Below are 17,878 nucleotides of genomic sequence, written 5' to 3'. Positions count from 1 at the left end.
AACGACAAATTCCGACATTCGCAATTGAGACGCCAAAGGTTTGAGAGTGCAGATTCATAATGTTTATGAATTACGCGTTGTTCATGAAAAAAATATTCTTTTCACTGTTGCTCTCCTTAGCGGCTATAGCTGCACACGCGACGGTTCTGACAACCGAAAACCGGGAAGTGAACCTGATTGACAGTGCGCAATTCATGGAAGACCCGTCGGGTGTCTTGCGCATTGACGATGTGCGCAACATGGACGATCGCTTTGCGTCTTGGACACGCGGTGGCACCGAGCTGAATTTCGGTTTTACTGATTCGGCCTATTGGATTCGCGTGCCCCTACAGCGTGCAGCAAATGCTCCGAAAGATTGGCTGCTTGTCACTAAGAACGCCAAACTTTACGAACTGGACTTTTACCTCTCGGACGCGCCTGCGATATTGACAGGCAGCAGCAGAGCCTTCGCCACACGGCCCTATTTCGATCGATTTTTTGTACTGCCTCTGGACGTACAGCCACAACCCCAGTTTGCCTATCTACGAGTAACTTCACGCTATGCACTGACGGTACCTTTAGCGGTCTGGCAACCCGACGCCTACCGGCAGGAGCAGCAGCAATTTCAATCGTTGCAGTTCATTTATTACGGTGGCCTGATCGTTCTGGCGATGTACGGCTTGGTGATTTTTTTAGCGCTGCGGGATCAACGGTTTTTAACTTATTGCGCCTATATCGTGACCATTTGGTTGGGCATGTTTGCAAGCAATGGTTATGGGCGCCAGTTGGTCTGGCCTGATGCCCTTGATTTTGACGAGGTAGCGCAAAGTGTATTTTTCAATTTGGCTGCTTTTTTTGCAGTCCGCTTTGCGCGAAATCTTCTGCTGCGCGCCACAGATCGATCTTGGTTGAAGTGGTGCTTGCAATGGAGCGAGTTCATTTTTTTGTTAACCAGTCTGTTGGCACTTCTGGCGATCGCCTATCCCGAACTGTTGCGTCCGGCCAACCAACTGTTGCTGATTAACTCTGTGCTCATGGGTCTGTGGGTCACTGTGGCCAGCGTTAGGGCTTATTTACAAAAGCGACCCGGCATACGGTTTTTCCTGGCAGGCTGGTTCATGCTGTGGCTTGGTGTTTCGGTTGCGGCCTTACGCGCCTTCGGTTGGCTGCCGAGTACTGGATTGACGTCCTATGCGGTACAAATATCAACAACCATGGAGGTGCTCTTAATGGCCTTGGCTCTTGGCGATTTGTTGCGCTTAGAGCATGAGGCGCATCGCCATACTCAGGCACAGGCTTTGGCAGCCAACCGTGCCATGCTGGAAATGACGCAGGCTTCAGAAGACAAGCTCAAACACGCGGTACAAGAAAGAACCGAACAGCTCGAGGCATCACTCCTGTTAGAAAAGAGCCTACGTGAACAGTATGTTCGTTTCGGCTCCATGATTTCGCATGAATTTCGAACCCCTTTGAGCATCATTCAAAGTCAAGCCAGTTTGATGCGTAAAGAGCATGAACATGCAATTGACCAAGTTACAAAACGGCTGGGAGCCATTAGCAGTGCAAGCCAACGATTGACGGTGATGTTTGATAAGTGGCTGCAAAGCGATGCCATGACACAGACCTTGGAAGCGCTTGACCCCAAACAACTTGAACTGCAGCCATGGCTCAATGCAGTGATCAAGACCAGCACACATCTGTTGCTGAATCACACGGTTAAATTGCACTTGCACCCTGAAGTGAACACGGTCCTAGTCGACGAATACCACCTCGGTGTGGCCTTGACAAATTTGATTGACAACGCTGCCAAATATTCGTCCACGGGAACATCAATTACTGTCGGAACAAGGCTCAAAGCAGGTTATGTGGGCATTGCTGTGACGGATTTGGGGCCAGGAATTCCACAAGATGTTCAGGAAAAAGTGTTTGCTGAGTTTTTCAGGCTATCACCGGAAAGCGGTGTGCGAGGCGTGGGATTGGGTCTGTCTATCGTGCAACGCATTGCGCACGCGCATGGTGGGCATGTCGCGTTGTCGAGTACAGCGGGTCATGGATCTACTTTCTGTATTTGGTTGCCGACCCCGCAAACTGAGGAGCCCCTATGACTTTGACTTCCACCGGAATATCAGCCCGAGTGCTGGTGATTGAAGATGAGCCAGACCTGTTGGATGCACTGGTTGACTATTTAAATATGGAAGGCATGCAGGCTTACGGTGTGAAAAATCTCAGTGATGCCCAAACCTGGATGATATTGAATAACTTTGACATCTTGCTTTTAGATTTGGGACTGCCTGATGGTGACGGGTTGAACTGGTTAAAGAAACGACAAGATTTACGCAACAAGGGTGTGATCATCACCACAGCTCGCAGCGACTCCCTCAGCCGTATCAGCGGTATCCGTGCGGGTGCGGATGTGTATTTGGTCAAGCCGGTACTACCCGAAGAAATTGTTTCGTTGGTGCACAACTTAATGCGACGGTTGCGAGGACAAGCCGTGTCGGTATGGAAGCTCGACGAAACGGGCTGGCGTTTGCTTGCGCCGGACGGAAGACCTCTCAAATTGACGCACTCAGAACATGTGCTGCTTCAGAGATTGGCGCAGTCGTCAGGGCAAGCCGTCTCGAAAGAGGCGCTTGCAACCAGCCTTGGACACAATCCGGAACACTACGATTTCAGGCGTCTGGAAATTTTGATAAGACGCCTACGTAACAAAGCCAAAGATACGTGGGACCTAACTTTGCCACTAGAAACCGCCCATAGGCTGGGCTACGCTTTCACGGCACCTATTGAGCTTGGCTAAGTAAGCAAAAAGCCCGCTGTCACCAGCGGGCTTTACAGCGTTAAGGCCTGAAACTTCTTAGAAGTTCAAGGTGCGCTTATCCACCGCCAAAGCAGCCTCTTTCGTGGCTTCTGACAACGAGGGATGGGCGTGGCAAATGCGGGCGATGTCTTCGGCCGAGGCCTTGAACTCCATGGCCACCACAGCTTCAGCAATCAACTCAGACACCTGTGGGCCCACCATGTGAACGCCCAAGATTTCGTCGGTTGTGGCATCGGCCAAGAACTTCACCATGCCGGTGGTGTCGCCCAAAGCGCGTGCACGGCCGTTCGCGAGGAACGGGAATGTGCCGGCTTTGTAGGCCACGCCGTCGGCTTTGAGTTGCTGCTCAGTGCGTCCTACCCAAGCGATTTCAGGGCTGGTGTAGATGACCCAAGGGATGGTGTTGAAATTGACATGGCCGTGTTGGCCTGCAATGCGTTCAGCCACGGCAACGCCTTCTTCTTCGGCTTTGTGCGCAAGCATGGGGCCACGCACCACATCACCCACCGCCCAAACGCCGGGCACGTTGGTTTTGCAATCACCGTCCACCACAATGGCGCCGCGCTCGTCGATTTGCAGGCCAATGGCTTCGGGGTTCAAACCAATCGTATTGGCCACGCGACCGATGGAGATGATGAGCTTGTCAGCGTCCAGCACAATGGCTTCGCCTTTGGCGTTGGTGTAGTTGACGGTGACGCCCTTTTTGCCGTTGACGATCTCGCCGACTTTCACGCCGAGTTCGATCTTCAAGCCTTGCTTGTCAAACGCCTTCTTGGCTTCTTTGGCGATTTGCTCGTCCACAGCGCCGAGGAATGTCGGCAGACCTTCGAGGATGGTCACATCAGCGCCGAGACGACGCCACACAGAACCCATTTCCAAACCGATCACGCCTGAACCAATCAAGGCCAGTTTCTTAGGCACCGCACCCAAGCGCAAGGCGCCATCGTTGGACAACACGTTGACTTCGTCAAACGGTGTGCCGGGCAACGCGCGGGCGTTCGAACCTGTGGCGATGATGATGTGTTTGCCGGTGATGACTTCTTCCGCCTTGCCTGCCACGTTGACTTCGTGACCCGCTTCGGTGGTTTTAACGAACGAGCCGCGACCGTGGAAGAAGGTGACCTTGTTTTTCTTCAACAGGTACAAGATGCCATCGTTGTTTTGCTTCACCACGGTGTCTTTGCGGGCCAGCATCTTGGCCACGTCCATCTTCACATCTTTGGCGGAAATGCCGTGTTCTGCGAAGTGGTGGTTGGCATGGTCAAAGTGTTCACTGGACTGCAGCAAGGCCTTAGACGGGATGCAACCCACGTTGGTGCAAGTGCCGCCGGGCGCTGGGCCACCGGCTGCGTTTTTCCACTCGTCGATACAAGCGACTTGGAAACCGAGTTGGGCAGCGCGGATGGCTGCGATGTAGCCACCAGGGCCACCGCCGATGACGACGACGTCGAATTGTTTACTCATAGAAATATCTCTTGAATGAACAACGCCCCCAAACTGGGGGCATTGCTATAGGGTGAAATTAGATATCGAACAACAAGCGGGCTGGATCTTCCAGCGCTTCTTTCATCGCCACCAGACCCAAGACAGCTTCGCGGCCGTCAATGATGCGGTGGTCATACGACATCGCAAAGTAGTTCATCGGGCGAACCACCACTTGGCCGTTTTCCACCATGGCGCGGTCTTTGGTAGCGTGAACGCCCAAGATCGCAGACTGAGGTGGGTTGATGATGGGTGTCGACATCATGGAGCCGAAAGTGCCGCCATTAGAGATCGAGAACGTACCGCCGGTCATGTCTTCAAGACCCAGTTTGCCGTCACGGGCTTTGGCACCGAATTCAGCAATCTTTTTCTCGATGTCGGCAAAGCTCATTTGGTCGGCGTTGCGCAAAATCGGCACCACCAAACCGCGTGGCGAGCCCACCGCGATACCGATGTCGAAATAGCCGTGATAGACGATGTCATTGCCGTCCACCGAAGCGTTCAACACAGGGAACTTCTTCAACGCGTGCACAGCCGCTTTGACAAAGAAGCTCATGAAACCCAGCTTCACGCCGTGTTCCTTTTCGAAACGCTCTTGCATGCGCTTGCGCATGTCCATGACGGGTGCCATGTTGATTTCGTTGAACGTGGTCAGGATGGCATTGGTCGATTGCGATTGCAACAAACGCTCGGCCACGCGCGCACGCAGACGGGTCATCGGCACGCGTTGCTCTGGGCGCTCGCCCAAATTCACGGCTGGTGCTGCCACTTGAGGCAAAGCTTTTGTCGGCACGCCTGTTGGAATGACCGCAGCCGTCACTTGCACGCCACCGGCTACCGCAGACAACACATCACCTTTGGTGACGCGGCCGTCTTTGCCAGTGCCTGAGACCGAGCCGGAGGCCAAGTTGTTGTCTGCCATCAGCTTGGCGGCGGCGGGCATGGCCACACCGGCTTTGCTGTTGGAGGCTGCGGCAGCAGCAGCCACAGGAGCGGCCGATGGTGAGGCAGCTGGCGCAGCGGCGGCAGGCGCAGCAGCACCCACTTTGCCGTCGGTGTCGATGCGGGCAATGAGTTGCTCAGCAACCACGGTGCCGCCGTCGGCGACCAAGATTTCACAGATCACGCCGGCCGCTGGGGCGGGCACTTCGAGCACGACTTTGTCGGTCTCGATGTCGATCAAGATTTCGTCTGCGGCGACGGACTCGCCCACTTTCTTTTTCCATTGCAGCATGGTGGCTTCAGCCACGGATTCAGACAGCTGAGGAACTTTGACTTCGATGATGGCCATATCTATTCTTTCTGTATTTCTTGAGTCGGTGTGAGCGATTTATTTGGTGAGCACAAAGCCCTTGATCTTGCCGAACGCGCCTTCAACCAACGCTTTTTGCTGCTCTTGGTGCAGGTGTGAGTAACCCACGGCAGGCGACGCGGAAGCAGCACGGCCCGAGTAACCGAGCTTTTGACCTGCTGTCATGTTTTCGTGGATGTAGTGCTGCACGAAGAACCAAGCGCCTTGGTTCTGTGGCTCGTCTTGCGTCCACACCAATTCAGTCGCATTCGGGTACTTCTTGAGTTCAGACGCAAACGCCTTGTGCGGGAAGGGGTAGAGCTGCTCGGCGCGCAAAATGGCCACGTCATTGGCACCCAACTCTTCACGCTTCTTGACCAAGTCGTAATACACCTTGCCTGAGCACACCAACACGCGTTTGACCTTGTCGGCCTTGAGCGTTTTGTTCTCGGGAATGATGGTTTGGAACGAGCCCTTGGTGAACTCCGACACAGGCGATGTGGCGTCTTTGTTACGCAGCAGTGACTTCGGTGTGAAGATGATCAAAGGCTTGCGCAAGTCGCGCACCATTTGACGGCGCAACACGTGGAAGATCTGGCTGGCCGTGGTGGGCTGCACGATCTGCATGTTGGTGTCCGCGGCCAATTGCATGAAGCGCTCGAGGCGGGCAGAGCTGTGCTCTGGGCCTTGGCCTTCGTAGCCATGAGGCAACATGACGGTCAAGCCGTTCACACGGCCCCACTTCACTTCGCCCGAGGCAATGAACTGGTCGATCACCACTTGGGCGCCGTTGGCGAAGTCGCCAAACTGAGCTTCCCAAATGACCATGGTGTTGGGGTCGTTGGATGCGTAACCGTACTCAAACGCCAACACCGCTTCTTCAGACAGGATCGAGTCGATCACGACGAAGGGTGCTTGGTTCTCAGCCACGTTTTGCAGGGCCACATAAGAACCGGTGTCCCACTTTTCACGCTTTTGGTCGTGAATCACCGCGTGACGGTGGGTGAAGGTGCCACGGCCCGAATCTTCGCCCGACAAACGCACGGGGTAGCCGCTGGCCACCAAGGAGGCAAACGCCATGTGCTCGCCCATGCCCCAATCCACGGGCGTATCGCCACGGCCCATCGCGGCGCGGTCGTCGTACACCTTTTTCACCAACTGGTGCGGCGTGACCGATGCGGGGATGGTGGTGATCTTTTCAGCCAAGCGCTTCCACTCGGACATGGGAATCGCTGTGTCGCCAGCGTCGGTCCACTTCTTGCCCATGAAGGGTGACCAGTCCACGGTGAACTTGGTCTTGAAATTGGTCAACACAGGATCATCGGTGTGCTTGCCTGCGTCCAAAGCGGCGCGGTAGGCCTTGACCATGTCGTCGCCCAAAGCATCGCCCAAGCCTTGTGCAGACAACTTGTCGGCGAACAGCTTGCGGGTACCTGGGTGAGCGGCAATTTTTTTGTACATCAGCGGCTGGGTCAGCGCTGGCGTGTCTTGCTCGTTGTGGCCCAGTTTGCGGAAACACACGATGTCAATCACCACGTCTTTGCTGAAGGCCATGCGGTAGTCGAGGGCCAATTGCGTGGCCAAGACCACGGCTTCTGGATCGTCACCGTTGACGTGCAACACAGGGGCTTCGACCATCTTGACGATGTCGGTACAGAACACGCTCGAGCGCATGTCGCGGGGGTCAGAGGTGGTGAAACCAATTTGGTTGTTCACGATGATGTGCACCGTGCCGCCTGTGGTGTAACCACGGGTTTGGGCCAGCGCCAAAGTTTCTTGGTTCACACCCTGACCGCCAAACGCGGAGTCACCATGGACCAACACGGGCAGCACTTGCTTGCCATGTGGGTCAGCGCGGCGGTCCATGCGAGCGCGTACAGAGCCTTCCACCACGGGGTTGACGATTTCCAAATGCGAGGGGTTGAACGCCAACGACAAGTGGACCGGGCCACCCAACGTCGACACGTCCGAGCTGAAACCTTGGTGGTACTTGACGTCACCCGAGGGCAACTCTTCAGGCGCTGTGTGGTCAAACTCGGCAAACAAATCGGCGGGCAGCTTGCGCATGGTGTTGACCAACACGTTCAATCGGCCGCGGTGGGCCATACCGATGACCACTTCCTGCACGCCTTTGAGACCCGCTTGCTGGATCAGCTCGTCCATCGCCGCGATGAAGCTTTCGCCACCTTCGAGCGAGAAGCGCTTTTGACCCACGTATTTGGTGTGGAGGTAACGCTCCAAGCCTTCCGCAGCGGTCAGGCGCTCCAGAATGGCTTTCTTTTTGTCTGAGTTGAAGTTGGGCTTGCTGCGAATGCTTTCCAACTTTTCTTGCCACCAGCGCTTTTCGCCCATTTCAGACGTGTACATGAACTCAGCGCCCAAAGTGCCGCAGTAGGTTTCACGCAGTGCGTTGAGCAACTCGCGCAAGGACATATTGCTCTTGCCGAAAAAGGTGTTGCTGGTGTCGAACACGGTTTCTTGGTCGGCATCGGTGAAGCCGTAGAACGCGGGGTCGAGGTCAGGAATGTTGGGGCGCTCGGTGCGCTTCAAGGGGTCGAGGTCAGCCCAACGTTGGCCGACGTTGCGGTAAGCCGCAATGAGCTGCTGCACGGCAGTGCGCTTGCGACCCATTTCGATGGTTTCGCTGGCCATGACGACTTTGGTGCCGCCCGCTTTGGCGCGCTCGGCAAAGGCGTTGATGACGGGCAGATGGGGCACATCTTTGGCATTTGAACCATCGACGGCAGGCACATGCTGCAGTGCGTCGAAGTACTCGCGCCAAGAATCGGGGACGCTGCCGGGGTTGGCGAGGTAGTTCTCATACATCTCTTCGACGTACGGAGCATTGCCACCGAACAGATAGGTGTTGCCTGAATAGGCTTGGTAGACGTTTGTCTCACTCATTGCGCTTGACCTTCGCTCCCCTGGGGGGAACATTAGTTGGTTGAAAGAAACCTTCCGCGACACGGCTGGACCGATTGGCGGATGCGACTGTGGCTGGAAGGAGGCCTAGTAACACCCGTGATTGTGCCATGCGGTCCGCAGACCAGCCGCCGTATGTCGTAGTTAGGCGATTTGATCTTGAATTTGGGTCAAGGCCGTGGGGTCGTCGATGGTGGTCAAGTCGCCCGGATCTCGCTTTTCACAGACCGCCTGAATGGCGCGACGCAGCAATTTGCCGCTACGTGTCTTGGGCAAAGCCGTGACAAACATCACTCGGGCAGGACGGGCCAAGGCACCTAACTGCGTGTCCACCACCTTCATGATTTCTGCTTCGAGCTTCGAACGCGCGGCATCGTCGGTCAAACCCGAGGTGTCTTTGGCAATGGCAAACGCCATGGCCACTTGGCCTTTGAGCTGATCGGCCACACCGACCACCGCCACTTCGGCGATGTTGGGGTGGCTGGAAATACTCTCTTCGATCTCGCGAGTGCCCAAGCGGTGGCCGGCGACGTTGATCACGTCATCGGTGCGGCCCAAGATAAAGAAGTAACCGTCTTCGTCGCGCACCGCCCAGTCGAAGGTGTTGTAGACCAGTTTGTTGGGCACTGTGCTCCAGTAGGTACTGACAAAACGCTTGTCATCACCCCAAATGGTTTGCAAGTTGCCGGGAGGCAGCGGACCTTCGATGGTCAACACACCTTTTTGATTGGCACCGGTCAGCTCTTCGCCGGTCTGGTCGTCGACCAACTTGACGTTGTAGCCATACACCGCCTTACCGGGCGAGCCGAACTTGCTTTCAGCTTTTTCCACGCCATTGCAGATCGTCAAAATTGGCCAACCGGTTTCGGTCTGCCAGTAGTTGTCGATGATGGGCTTGCCGTTCAGGCCTTCAGAAATCCACTTGGCGGTAGGCTCATCCAAAGGCTCGCCAGCCAAGAACAAGGCTTGCAGACTGGACAAGTCGTACTTGCTCAACAACGCAGGGTCTTGCTTTTTGAGCACACGGATGGCCGTGGGCGCGCTGAACATGACGTTGACTTTGTACTTCTCGACCAAGCTCCACCAGATGCCGCCGTCTGGGCGAATGGGCAGACCTTCGTACATGATGGTGGCCATGCCGCCGATCAGTGGACCGTAAATGATGTAGCTGTGGCCCACCACCCAGCCAATGTCGCTGGTACAGAAGAAGGTGCCGCCTGGCTTGCCTTGGTAAATGTGCGGAATGCTGGACGCCAACGCCACGGTGTAACCCGCGGTGTCACGCTGCACGCCTTTGGGCTTGCCGGTGGTGCCCGATGTGTACAAGGTGTAGCTGGGGTGAGTGGACTCGACCCACTCGCAAGGCACCACTGTGTCCATGTGTTGCGCGCGCTCGGTGGCGTAGTCCAAATCACGGTCAGCCACAGGGGTGAACGGGGCCAACTTGCGGTCGACCATCAAGACCTTGCCAGGCTTGTGGCTGGACAAGCGGATGGCTTCGTCCAACAAATGCTTGTAAGGAATGACCTTGCCACCACGCGAACCCGCGTCCGCGCTGATGATGACTTTGGGCGTTGCGTCTTCAATGCGCGTGGCCAAAGAATGCGAGGCAAAGCCGCCAAACACCACCGAGTGAATCGCCCCAATCCGCACACACGCCAACATGGCAAACGCAGCCTCGGCAATCATGGGCATGTAAATCAACACACGGTCGCCTTTGGTGACGCCCTGCGCTTTCAAAATCGCCGCCATGCGTTGCACTTCGGCGTGCAGATCGCGGTAGGTGTAGGTGTGCTCTTGGTCGGTCTCGGTCGAGACAAAGATCAGTGCGGCTTGATCGGCGCGATCGGCCAAATGGCGATCCACGGCGTTGTGGCACAAGTTGGTCGTGCCACCCACAAACCACTTGGCAAAAGGCGGGTTGCTGTAATCGCAGATCTGTTGAGGCTTGGTTTGCCAGTCGATCAACTGGGCCTGCTCAGACCAAAAAGCGTCACGGTCTTCGATGGACCGACGGTGGAAATCTGCAAAAGCAACCATTCAAACATCTCCTCATTGTGAATTCGTACATCTGTACTGAATTCATAATTATGAGAATGGCGGACTTGCAGCAAGCTGACTTATGCCACGGAATCGGATTATTTGATCAAATCTTGTATTTCTTTGAACGGATCAGCGTCTGCTGAGCGCAGCCATTCAAACAACACCATTTCGGTCGTCACCAGCTCAGCGCCTGCCCCTGCCAATCGGTCAAACGCGGCGTCACGGTTGCGCTCGGTGCGTGAGCCACAAGCGTCGGTCACCACCCACACATCAAACTCTTCTTCCAGCAAATCCAACGCTGTTTGCAACAGGCAAATGTGGGCTTCCACACCCGCAATCACGATGCTGCTGCGGTTGGACTCCTTGGGCACCGCTTTTTGCAAGTGCTTGGGCAAGCTGCGGGCGTTGCCTGACGGGGCACGCGCAGCAGGTTTGAGCAACTCGATCAAGCCATCGGCACAAGCGCTGAAGCTCATTTTGGGCAAGGTGCGACGGCAAAACTCGCGCAAGGCGGCGGGGTTGGTGCCCAATTTGTCCGGGTTTTGTTCGGTGCCAAAGGTGGGCACTTCCATCCAATGCGCGGCTTGGGCCAAGCGCATGGCGTTGGCGAGCACCAACTCGCCTTCAAAAATGGCAGGCATCAAGCGGGCTTGGTAATCCACCAACACGAGTTGGGAGTCTTGGTCGTCGAGCAACATGCTGAGAAATCCGAAAATTAAATGAAGGTTTGGAGTATCGACGATGTTTTCGAATAGACCTCGACTTGTGTACTAAGCTTTGCAAAATCAATCACTTAGCAGAGCTACCTCACGCCAAAGCATCGATCGATTAGAATGCTCGCCATGTTCAAACGCGCCCTTCTCATCCTCTGCTGTGTTGCCAGCGCCCATGCGGCGCCGTCCAACAATGCGGCCGATGACATTGAGCGTTACTTGGCAGAACGTGGCATTTCCGCGCAACTCGACCAAGTGCGTCAATCGGTGGGCGACACCGCGTCGAACTTGGTGTTCGATGCGATGGGCTTTTTGGGCGTTCCCTACCGCCGTGGCGGCACCAACGCCAACACGGGGTTCGACTGCAGCGGTTTTGTGCGCTCTATGTTCGAGCAATCGGTGGGCAAAGTGCTGCCCCGTCGCGCCAGCGACCAAGCGGCCGTCACCGAAAAAATTGACAAACAAGACCTCAAACCCGGCGACTTGGTGTTCTTCAACACTATGCGCCAAACGTTCAGCCATGTGGGCATTTACGTGGGCGACAACAAGTTCATCCACTCTCCCAAGCCCGGCCAGCAGGTGCGCGTGGACGATATGCGCCAAGCCTATTGGGAACGTCGCTTCACCGGCGCACGCCGCGTGGACAACAAAGGCGATTCGACCAGCAACTGAGCACGACGCTTTGGCCTGTTGAGGTGACACCCATGAAAAAAGCCGCTGAAATCAGCGGCTTTTGCCTGTGCAGATTCGCCCAGTTGTCTGCGTTTGGGCTCAGCGTACTGACGCTGGGATGACTTATTTTTTCTTGTTGATGATGTCTGGGGTCACGGCGTCCACCACGTTCACCGCGGTTTTCACGCCATACACCACGGTCGACGCAGCGGCATCCGCCACGGCCAGCACCGTACAGCCTTGTAAACCCAAGCAAACCAACACAAAAGCCAAAATTTTCATTGCACACACCTTTGAAATAGGTGGCAATTTTGACATGCATTCGCCGCTCGCAACGCGGGTTTTAAAACCGCTCGCCATCCGCCAAAAAGCGCCAGCCGCCCTCTTCCAACTCGCCCAAACTCACGCGCCCCACGCGGGTGCGGCGCAAGCCCAAGATCTCGAATTCGCCGATCTCGCACAAATAAGCCGACAAACCCGGGTGCGCCCCTTTGACGGCCAAGCGCAATTTACTGCGCTCAGGCGTCGCACTGCCCACGCTGATTTTGAAAGCGGGCAAGCGCAAGCGCTCATCGCGCATGGCGCGCTCAATCGGGCGCAAGTCGTCGGGCGTCACCTCGCCGCGCACGTCAATGATCAACTCGTGCTCAACAAACGCCATGTCTTCCACCAATTTACGTTGGGTGCGAAAGTCTTGGGTGAAGACCACCAAACCGCTGGCCGCTTGCTCTAAGGGCACACTGGCATCAAGGTGCATCAAATGCCGCTTCAACACGCGCACGCCGCTGAAGTCGTGGGCGCTGTGCTGGGCAGGCGTGAGCAAAGTGCGCACGTTTTGCGGGCCTTTTTTGACGGGGCGACGCACAGGCCCACCTCGGCCTGAAGGCGCTGGGCGCTCTTCAGGCAAGGCCTCTAGGCCATCCGAAAAACCCACGGGCTTGTTGATGATCAAGGTGATGGGCGTGAGGTTGAGCAAGCTGGCGTGTGCGTCCATCGTCACCGCTTGCTGCTTCACGCGAAACTGCGGCTCTTCGACCACTGTGCCGTCCACACGCACAAAACCGCCTTCGATGTACTGCTCGGCCTCGCGGCGCGAACAGCTCCGCAGTTGCATGACACGTTTGGACAAACGCTCGCCTTCGGGCGCTGAGTGACTGAAATTCATAGGGGGTGCATCCTCCCACAGTTTGAGGTGGTAAGGTCCTGCCCCATGCATACACAACTCGATCATCTCGTCATCGTTGCCAAAACCTTAGAACAAGGGGTGCAATGGTGCGAAGAAACCCTGGGCGTTACGCCTGGACCCGGCGGCGAACACGCGCTTTACGGCACGCACAACCGCCTGTTAAAAATCGCCACGCCCGCGAACCCCATGGTGTATTTGGAAATCATCGCCATCGACCCCAACGCCGTGCGCCCCAAAAAAGCCAGCCCCACCCGATGGTTCGACATGGACAACCCCGCCCTGCAAAAAGCCGTGGCCATCGAGCCCCGTTTGGTGCACTTTGTGGTCAACACCCCCGACCTCAAAGCCGCCCGCATGGCCCTGCGCATGGAAGCCATCGACCGCGGCCCCGCCATTTACGGCAACCGCCGGACCTCCAAAGGCGTGCTGAATTGGCAAATTTCGGTGCGTGCCGACGGTCAACGTTTGTTTGATGGCACCATGCCCACCGTCATTCAATGGGGCAAGCCCGATGCGACCGAGCCCTTGAAGCTGCACCCCCGCAACACGCTGCCGCGCTCGGGCGTCACGCTGAACAGCTTAGAAGTGACGCACCCTAGCGCCAAGAAATTGCAAGAGGCGTATTCCGCAATCGAACTCAAGCGGGTGGCGGTGAGCGAAGGCCCTGCCAACCTCAAAGCCACGCTGCACACACCAAAGGGCCTAGTCACGCTAGAAAGTTTGGGGATTTAAAACTTCTTGTGCTTTTGCACTTTGGCATAAGCGGCCCACAGCTTCTGGTGCGTGTCGCAGCCTTCCATCATCAAGCCGGGCGCTGAAATGCCCATGAAGCGATCGGTTTGCATGATCAGGGCATGGGCCTGCGCAAAGACTCCCGCACCATACAACTGGCGAATCGCGCCCACAAACGGCGCGGTGTCGCCTCGGTCGCTCAGCAGCACCAAGGTTTCAATGCAGGCGTAAACCAAGCGTCGCTGCTGCGGGATTTGGTCAAAGTGGCGAATCCACTCACACCCCTCCACCGTGGCCGCCTCGTCGCCAATCGCCAAGGCCAGCAAGGTTTTCAACTCCCCCACACGCAAATCTGCCCAAAAGCTGCCAGCATCGGCGGCCATGCCGATCACAACGGCCACCGAGCGTTCGTCGGCCAAGCTGGACGCGTTCAAAGTTTCCAGCAAGTCAGCGCACTCCTCGTTGTCGAGGTCGGTCAAATTCAAAATCGCTTCGCGCATGCCGTTGGCGATGCTGTTGTTCTCGAAGTCGAGGTCGTCCACCGGGTAAATCTCGGACATGCCGGGCACCAAAATGCGGCAGCAGTAAACGCCCAAGTGCTCGAAATCGGCCACATACATGTCAAAGCCGTCGTCGTGCACGCGCTTCACGCAATACGCGTAGTCCTCGGCGGTGTTGGTGGCAAAGTTCCAATCGACAAACACGTAGTCGGGAATCTCGCCCAAGAACTCCCAATGCACCACGCCGCTGGAGTCGACAAAGTGAATCTCAATATTGGTCGCGCTGGCCGCCTCTTCCAAGTCAAACGTGGGGGTCGGGAAACCGACCAAGGTGTCCAACGCGCGGCCTTGCAGCAACTCGGTCAAAGCACGCTCCAACGCCACCTCAAAACGGGGGTGCGCGCCAAAGCTGGCGAAGCAGCCTTGGTCTTCGGGATGCAACAGCGTCACGTTCATGACGGGGTACTTGCCGCCCAAGGAGGCGTCTTTCACCAAAATGCCAAAGCCTGCAGCACGCAAGGCGGCAATACCTGCCGCAATGCGCGGGTAGCGGTTGATCACAGCCTCGGGCACATCGGGCAAACAAATGCCCTCGCTGATGATCTTGGCCTTGATGTGGCGCTCAAAAATCTCAGACAACGCTTGCGTACGGGCCTCTGGCGCGGTGTTGCCCGCCGACATGCCGTTGCTCACATACAGATTGCCAATGAGGTTGACGGGGATGTACGTGGTCACGCCATCGCGCAAACGCTCGTAGGGCAAGGCGCAAATGCCGCGTTCGACGTTGCCCGAGTTGAAATCCACCAAATTGGCGCAGTCGATGTTCCGCTCGGGGTTGTAGAACCTGTGCAAGGCGGGGTTGAGCAAGCCCTCGGGCCAGCTGCCGTCATCGGTCAAGTCAAACCAGCGCTCTTGCGGGTGGTGCACAAACGGCGCGTCCGCCGTGTCGGGGCCTAAGTAGAAGTGGGTCCAAAAGTAATTGGTCGACAAACGCTCAAAAAACTCCCCCAGCGCACTGGCCAAACACGCCATGCGCGTGGCCCCTTTGCCGTTGCTGAACAAGGCGGGGCAATCGCGGTCGCGGATGTGCACCGACCAAATACCGTCTATTGGGTTGAGCCAGCTCTTTTCTTCGATGTGAAAACCCAAAGCTTGCAGTTTGGCCTGCATGCTGTTGATGGTGGCTTCGAGCGGCGCGTCTTTGCCGGGGATGTAACTGAGTGTGGGCACGGGTGTCGCCTTGAAATAAATAGAACGAAAAACAGCGACAAGAAAATAACGGGCCCTGATGGGCAGAGGCCTATTGTCAGGGGTCTGACAGGACGGCAGAACTTGGGGTTTTCGCTCAATCCTCTTGAGGCAGCGTGGCCAGCAACGCCATGCCCGCCAGCAGCACCCCCGCCGTCAACCACAACGCGCCCTTGAAAGTGCCCGTGGCCTGCGCCATATAGCCCGCCACCACAGGCGCCAGCATTTGAGCGACACCATAACTGAGGGTCAAACGGGCCATGGCCTTGCCCGGGTTGTTGGGCGAGCGTCGCCCCACCAAAGCCAGCGTCAGGCTGACGATGCCAATGAACGTGGCGCCGTAACCCAAGGCCCCTGCCAACGCCGCCCACAGCGAGCCCGACACGGCTGGCAACACCACCGACAGCGTTTGCAAACCAAAGGCCAACAGCAGCGCTTGCTTGTCGCCCCACCGACGCGCCACACGGTCCCAGATAAAAACAGCGGGCATGGCGGCCAAACCCACCATCGCCCAAGCCAAAGCGCCCTGTCCTGCCAACGCGGGCTCACGCTCCACAATGGCCACGGTGAAGGTGGCGCTGATGACAAAACCCCACCCCGCCGCAAAGTAGCTGGTCAGCATGGTCCACGTCCAACGACGCGAAGCCGTTGCCGCGCCGCCAACTTGGGCGGCGGCAGCCACAGGCGGCGGCACAGGCGGACGCCAAACCCAGGCCGGTAACAAAAACACCAAACCCAGCACCGCAAACGCCAGCCATTGATCCGACCACACCGACCATACCTGCGCCAAGGCCCACGCTCCCACGGCTGAGACCACAATGCCCAGCCCCAAACCAATAAAGAGCACACCCAATTCCGGCCTGCGACCTTGCCGCATCAGCCACCCCAACACCAAGCCTGAGCCCAGCAGCATGCCCGTCGCGCCACATAAACCGCCCACATAGCGAGCCAGCGCCCAAGCGGGCATCCAGGTCGACACGGCCATCAACGCCACGGTGACCAAGGCCATCCAGAGGCCACCGCTATAGAGGCGATGACGCCAGCGCACATCGTCAATCCAAGCGGCCGCCAAAGCGCCTGTCATATAGCCCGCGTAGTTGATGGCGGCCAAGCCACCTGCTGCGGCATCGGTCAAACCGGTTTGCGCTTGGAGGCTGGGCAACAACGGCGTGTAAGCAAAACGCGCCAAGCCGATGGTCAACACCAAGCCGCACATGCCGCCGACGATGACTTGCCAAGGTTGAAGATGAGATTGTTCCGTGCGCATGAGGGGCTCTGATTGACGACGCCAGGCGTCAACCAAATTGACGTGCAGAGGCCATGGCGCCCAACCGTGCCGTGATGGCATGGAACTGGGCCACGGTTTCGTCGATGATCTGTTGCGCGGTTTTCACCTCGTCGATCAAGCCCGCCGACTGCCCAGCCAGCGCCGGTGCGGCGTTCATGTCGCCACCGAAATACACGCCTTGAATGCCGTTGAAGGTTTCCGGCCCCATCAGTCCGGCCTCATGGATGGTTTGCGTGAACGGTGTTTTGAGCGCGCGGATGCAGGGCGTGGAGCGGGTGTTGAGCATCCAAGTGCCCGTGGTGCTGGCCGACACGATGGCCTCTTTGTAATGCGCATGCACCGGACTCTCGGCACTGGCCACAAAACGCGTGCCCATTTGAATAGCCTCCGCCCCCAACGCAAACGCGGCCGCCATGCCTCGGCCATCGACAATGCCGCCCGCCGCGATCAAAGGCACATCCACCTGTTCACGGATGGCTTGCAACAACACCAAGGTGCTGACTTCTTCTGGGTTTTTAAACCCGCCGCCCTCGGAGCCCTCGACCACCAAACCGTCCACCCCCGCCTCCACGCACTTGAGCGCCGTCTCCAGCGTGGGCACCGCGTGGTACACGACAATGCCCGCCGCCTTGAGCGGGGCGATGAACTTGGCCGGACTGCCCGCCGAGGTGGTGACAAAACGCACGCCCGACTCGCAGACAAAGCGCAGCATGGCCTCGTCTTTCAAGAACCGAATGGGCAGGTTGACGCCAAACGGCAAGCCGCTGTCCACCATCGCTTGAATCTCGCGTTGGCAATTGGCCGTCTCGCCCGATGAGGTTTCGATGATGCCCAAGCCCCCTGCGCGCGACACGGCGGAGGCCAAGGTGCTGCGGGCAATCCAGCCCATCGGCGCTTGCAAAATGGGGTAACGGGCGCCGGTGTGGGCCAAAACACGGTTGGTGTCGCGGGTCATGGGGAGTCTCCTTTTTTTTGTGCGACCCATTTTGACCTTGCATCCT

The 17,878-nt window shown here is 57.2% G+C and carries 14 protein-coding genes; 4 read left to right on the top strand and 10 right to left on the bottom strand.

All coding sequences use genetic code 11. The features are described from left to right. Positions 1 to 83: 83 nt before the first annotated feature. Both B9Z42_RS04690 and B9Z42_RS04685 read left to right on the top strand, forming a co-directional pair. The gene (locus B9Z42_RS04690) at positions 84 to 2,084 is read left to right on the top strand and encodes a sensor histidine kinase (protein WP_158235901.1); all 2,001 of its coding nucleotides are present in this window, start codon (positions 84 to 86) and stop codon (positions 2,082 to 2,084) included. After that, on the top strand, positions 2,081 to 2,779 hold the full coding sequence (locus B9Z42_RS04685) for a response regulator transcription factor (RefSeq protein WP_100132173.1): 699 nt from the start codon (positions 2,081 to 2,083) through the stop codon (positions 2,777 to 2,779). The genes B9Z42_RS04690 and B9Z42_RS04685 overlap by 4 nt, the downstream gene beginning before the upstream one ends. A 57-nt stretch (positions 2,780 to 2,836) precedes the next feature. Here B9Z42_RS04685 and lpdA read toward each other — a convergent pair whose 3' ends face one another. The 5 genes from lpdA to B9Z42_RS04660 form a co-directional block, all read right to left on the bottom strand. After that, positions 2,837 to 4,264: a dihydrolipoyl dehydrogenase gene (gene lpdA, locus B9Z42_RS04680; RefSeq protein ID WP_100132172.1), complete on the bottom strand. Its 1,428-nt coding sequence runs from the start codon at positions 4,262 to 4,264 to the stop codon at positions 2,837 to 2,839. A gap of 58 nt (positions 4,265 to 4,322) precedes the next feature. Then, entirely contained in the window at positions 4,323 to 5,573 is a 1,251-nt protein-coding gene (odhB, locus tag B9Z42_RS04675; protein ID WP_100132171.1) for a 2-oxoglutarate dehydrogenase complex dihydrolipoyllysine-residue succinyltransferase, read from the bottom strand. Between the two features lie 39 nt (positions 5,574 to 5,612). Continuing rightward, the gene (locus tag B9Z42_RS04670; protein ID WP_100132170.1) at positions 5,613 to 8,477 is read right to left on the bottom strand and encodes a 2-oxoglutarate dehydrogenase E1 component; all 2,865 of its coding nucleotides are present in this window, start codon (positions 8,475 to 8,477) and stop codon (positions 5,613 to 5,615) included. Between the two features lie 162 nt (positions 8,478 to 8,639). Next, on the bottom strand, positions 8,640 to 10,535 hold the full coding sequence (locus tag B9Z42_RS04665; RefSeq protein WP_100132169.1) for a propionate--CoA ligase: 1,896 nt from the start codon (positions 10,533 to 10,535) through the stop codon (positions 8,640 to 8,642). Positions 10,536 to 10,633: 98 nt separating this feature from the next. Then, positions 10,634 to 11,236 (bottom strand): isochorismatase family protein, encoded by a 603-nt coding sequence (locus B9Z42_RS04660; protein ID WP_100132168.1) that lies wholly within the window; start codon positions 11,234 to 11,236, stop codon positions 10,634 to 10,636. 144 nt (positions 11,237 to 11,380) lie between these two features. Between B9Z42_RS04660 and B9Z42_RS04655 the strand changes: the two genes are divergently transcribed. After that, positions 11,381 to 11,923 (top strand): C40 family peptidase, encoded by a 543-nt coding sequence (locus B9Z42_RS04655; RefSeq protein WP_100132167.1) that lies wholly within the window; start codon positions 11,381 to 11,383, stop codon positions 11,921 to 11,923. A 123-nt stretch (positions 11,924 to 12,046) separates the two neighbouring features. Here the strand turns inward: B9Z42_RS04655 and B9Z42_RS16265 are convergent, their stop codons facing one another. Both B9Z42_RS16265 and B9Z42_RS04650 read right to left on the bottom strand, forming a co-directional pair. Further along, positions 12,047 to 12,205 (bottom strand): hypothetical protein, encoded by a 159-nt coding sequence (locus B9Z42_RS16265; protein WP_158235900.1) that lies wholly within the window; start codon positions 12,203 to 12,205, stop codon positions 12,047 to 12,049. Positions 12,206 to 12,266: 61 nt separating this feature from the next. Continuing rightward, entirely contained in the window at positions 12,267 to 13,088 is an 822-nt protein-coding gene (locus B9Z42_RS04650; protein WP_100132296.1) for an RNA pseudouridine synthase, read from the bottom strand. A 45-nt stretch (positions 13,089 to 13,133) separates the two neighbouring features. Here B9Z42_RS04650 and B9Z42_RS04645 point away from each other — a divergent pair, with 45 nt between their 5' ends. After that, positions 13,134 to 13,841 carry a VOC family protein gene (locus tag B9Z42_RS04645; RefSeq protein ID WP_100132166.1) on the top strand — a complete coding sequence of 236 codons (708 nt, stop codon included), beginning with the start codon at positions 13,134 to 13,136 and terminating at the stop codon, positions 13,839 to 13,841. On the opposite strand, the gene ycaO is transcribed toward B9Z42_RS04645, so the two are convergent. The 3 genes from ycaO to B9Z42_RS04630 all read right to left on the bottom strand — a co-directional run bounded on the left by ycaO (position 13,838) and on the right by B9Z42_RS04630 (position 17,832). Then, positions 13,838 to 15,571, bottom strand: coding sequence for a 30S ribosomal protein S12 methylthiotransferase accessory factor YcaO (ycaO, locus tag B9Z42_RS04640; protein WP_100132165.1), 1,734 nt, complete (start codon positions 15,569 to 15,571; stop codon positions 13,838 to 13,840). The two genes, B9Z42_RS04645 and ycaO, sit on opposite strands and share 4 nt — an antisense overlap. Before the next feature lie 115 nt (positions 15,572 to 15,686). Then, positions 15,687 to 16,856 (bottom strand): YbfB/YjiJ family MFS transporter, encoded by a 1,170-nt coding sequence (locus B9Z42_RS04635; RefSeq protein WP_100132164.1) that lies wholly within the window; start codon positions 16,854 to 16,856, stop codon positions 15,687 to 15,689. Between the two features lie 28 nt (positions 16,857 to 16,884). Then, positions 16,885 to 17,832 (bottom strand): nitronate monooxygenase family protein, encoded by a 948-nt coding sequence (locus B9Z42_RS04630; RefSeq protein WP_100132163.1) that lies wholly within the window; start codon positions 17,830 to 17,832, stop codon positions 16,885 to 16,887. Positions 17,833 to 17,878: the final 46 nt, after the last annotated feature.

The sequence above is a fragment of the Limnohabitans sp. B9-3 genome (assembly GCF_002778325.1).
Taxonomy (GTDB): Bacteria; Pseudomonadota; Gammaproteobacteria; order Burkholderiales; family Burkholderiaceae_C; genus Limnohabitans; species Limnohabitans kasalickyi.
Note: the sequence above shows the minus strand (reverse complement) of the source record. Positions and strands in the feature narration are given on the sequence as shown.

What these genes read in the sequence shown, in the direction of transcription:
- odhB (WP_100132171.1), bottom strand. Translation starts at nt 5,573, where the DNA reads ATGGCCATCATCGAAGTCAAAGTTCCTCAGCTGTCTGAATCCGTGGCT.
- B9Z42_RS04645 (WP_100132166.1), top strand. Translation starts at nt 13,134, where the DNA reads ATGCATACACAACTCGATCATCTCGTCATCGTTGCCAAAACCTTAGAA.
- B9Z42_RS04690 (WP_158235901.1), top strand. Translation starts at nt 84, where the DNA reads ATGAAAAAAATATTCTTTTCACTGTTGCTCTCCTTAGCGGCTATAGCT.
- B9Z42_RS04660 (WP_100132168.1), bottom strand. Translation starts at nt 11,236, where the DNA reads ATGTTGCTCGACGACCAAGACTCCCAACTCGTGTTGGTGGATTACCAA.
- B9Z42_RS04670 (WP_100132170.1), bottom strand. Translation starts at nt 8,477, where the DNA reads ATGAGTGAGACAAACGTCTACCAAGCCTATTCAGGCAACACCTATCTG.
- B9Z42_RS04655 (WP_100132167.1), top strand. Translation starts at nt 11,381, where the DNA reads ATGTTCAAACGCGCCCTTCTCATCCTCTGCTGTGTTGCCAGCGCCCAT.
- B9Z42_RS16265 (WP_158235900.1), bottom strand. Translation starts at nt 12,205, where the DNA reads ATGAAAATTTTGGCTTTTGTGTTGGTTTGCTTGGGTTTACAAGGCTGT.
- B9Z42_RS04685 (WP_100132173.1), top strand. Translation starts at nt 2,081, where the DNA reads ATGACTTTGACTTCCACCGGAATATCAGCCCGAGTGCTGGTGATTGAA.
- B9Z42_RS04665 (WP_100132169.1), bottom strand. Translation starts at nt 10,535, where the DNA reads ATGGTTGCTTTTGCAGATTTCCACCGTCGGTCCATCGAAGACCGTGAC.
- B9Z42_RS04630 (WP_100132163.1), bottom strand. Translation starts at nt 17,832, where the DNA reads ATGACCCGCGACACCAACCGTGTTTTGGCCCACACCGGCGCCCGTTAC.
- B9Z42_RS04650 (WP_100132296.1), bottom strand. Translation starts at nt 13,088, where the DNA reads ATGAATTTCAGTCACTCAGCGCCCGAAGGCGAGCGTTTGTCCAAACGT.
- B9Z42_RS04635 (WP_100132164.1), bottom strand. Translation starts at nt 16,856, where the DNA reads ATGCGCACGGAACAATCTCATCTTCAACCTTGGCAAGTCATCGTCGGC.
- lpdA (WP_100132172.1), bottom strand. Translation starts at nt 4,264, where the DNA reads ATGAGTAAACAATTCGACGTCGTCGTCATCGGCGGTGGCCCTGGTGGC.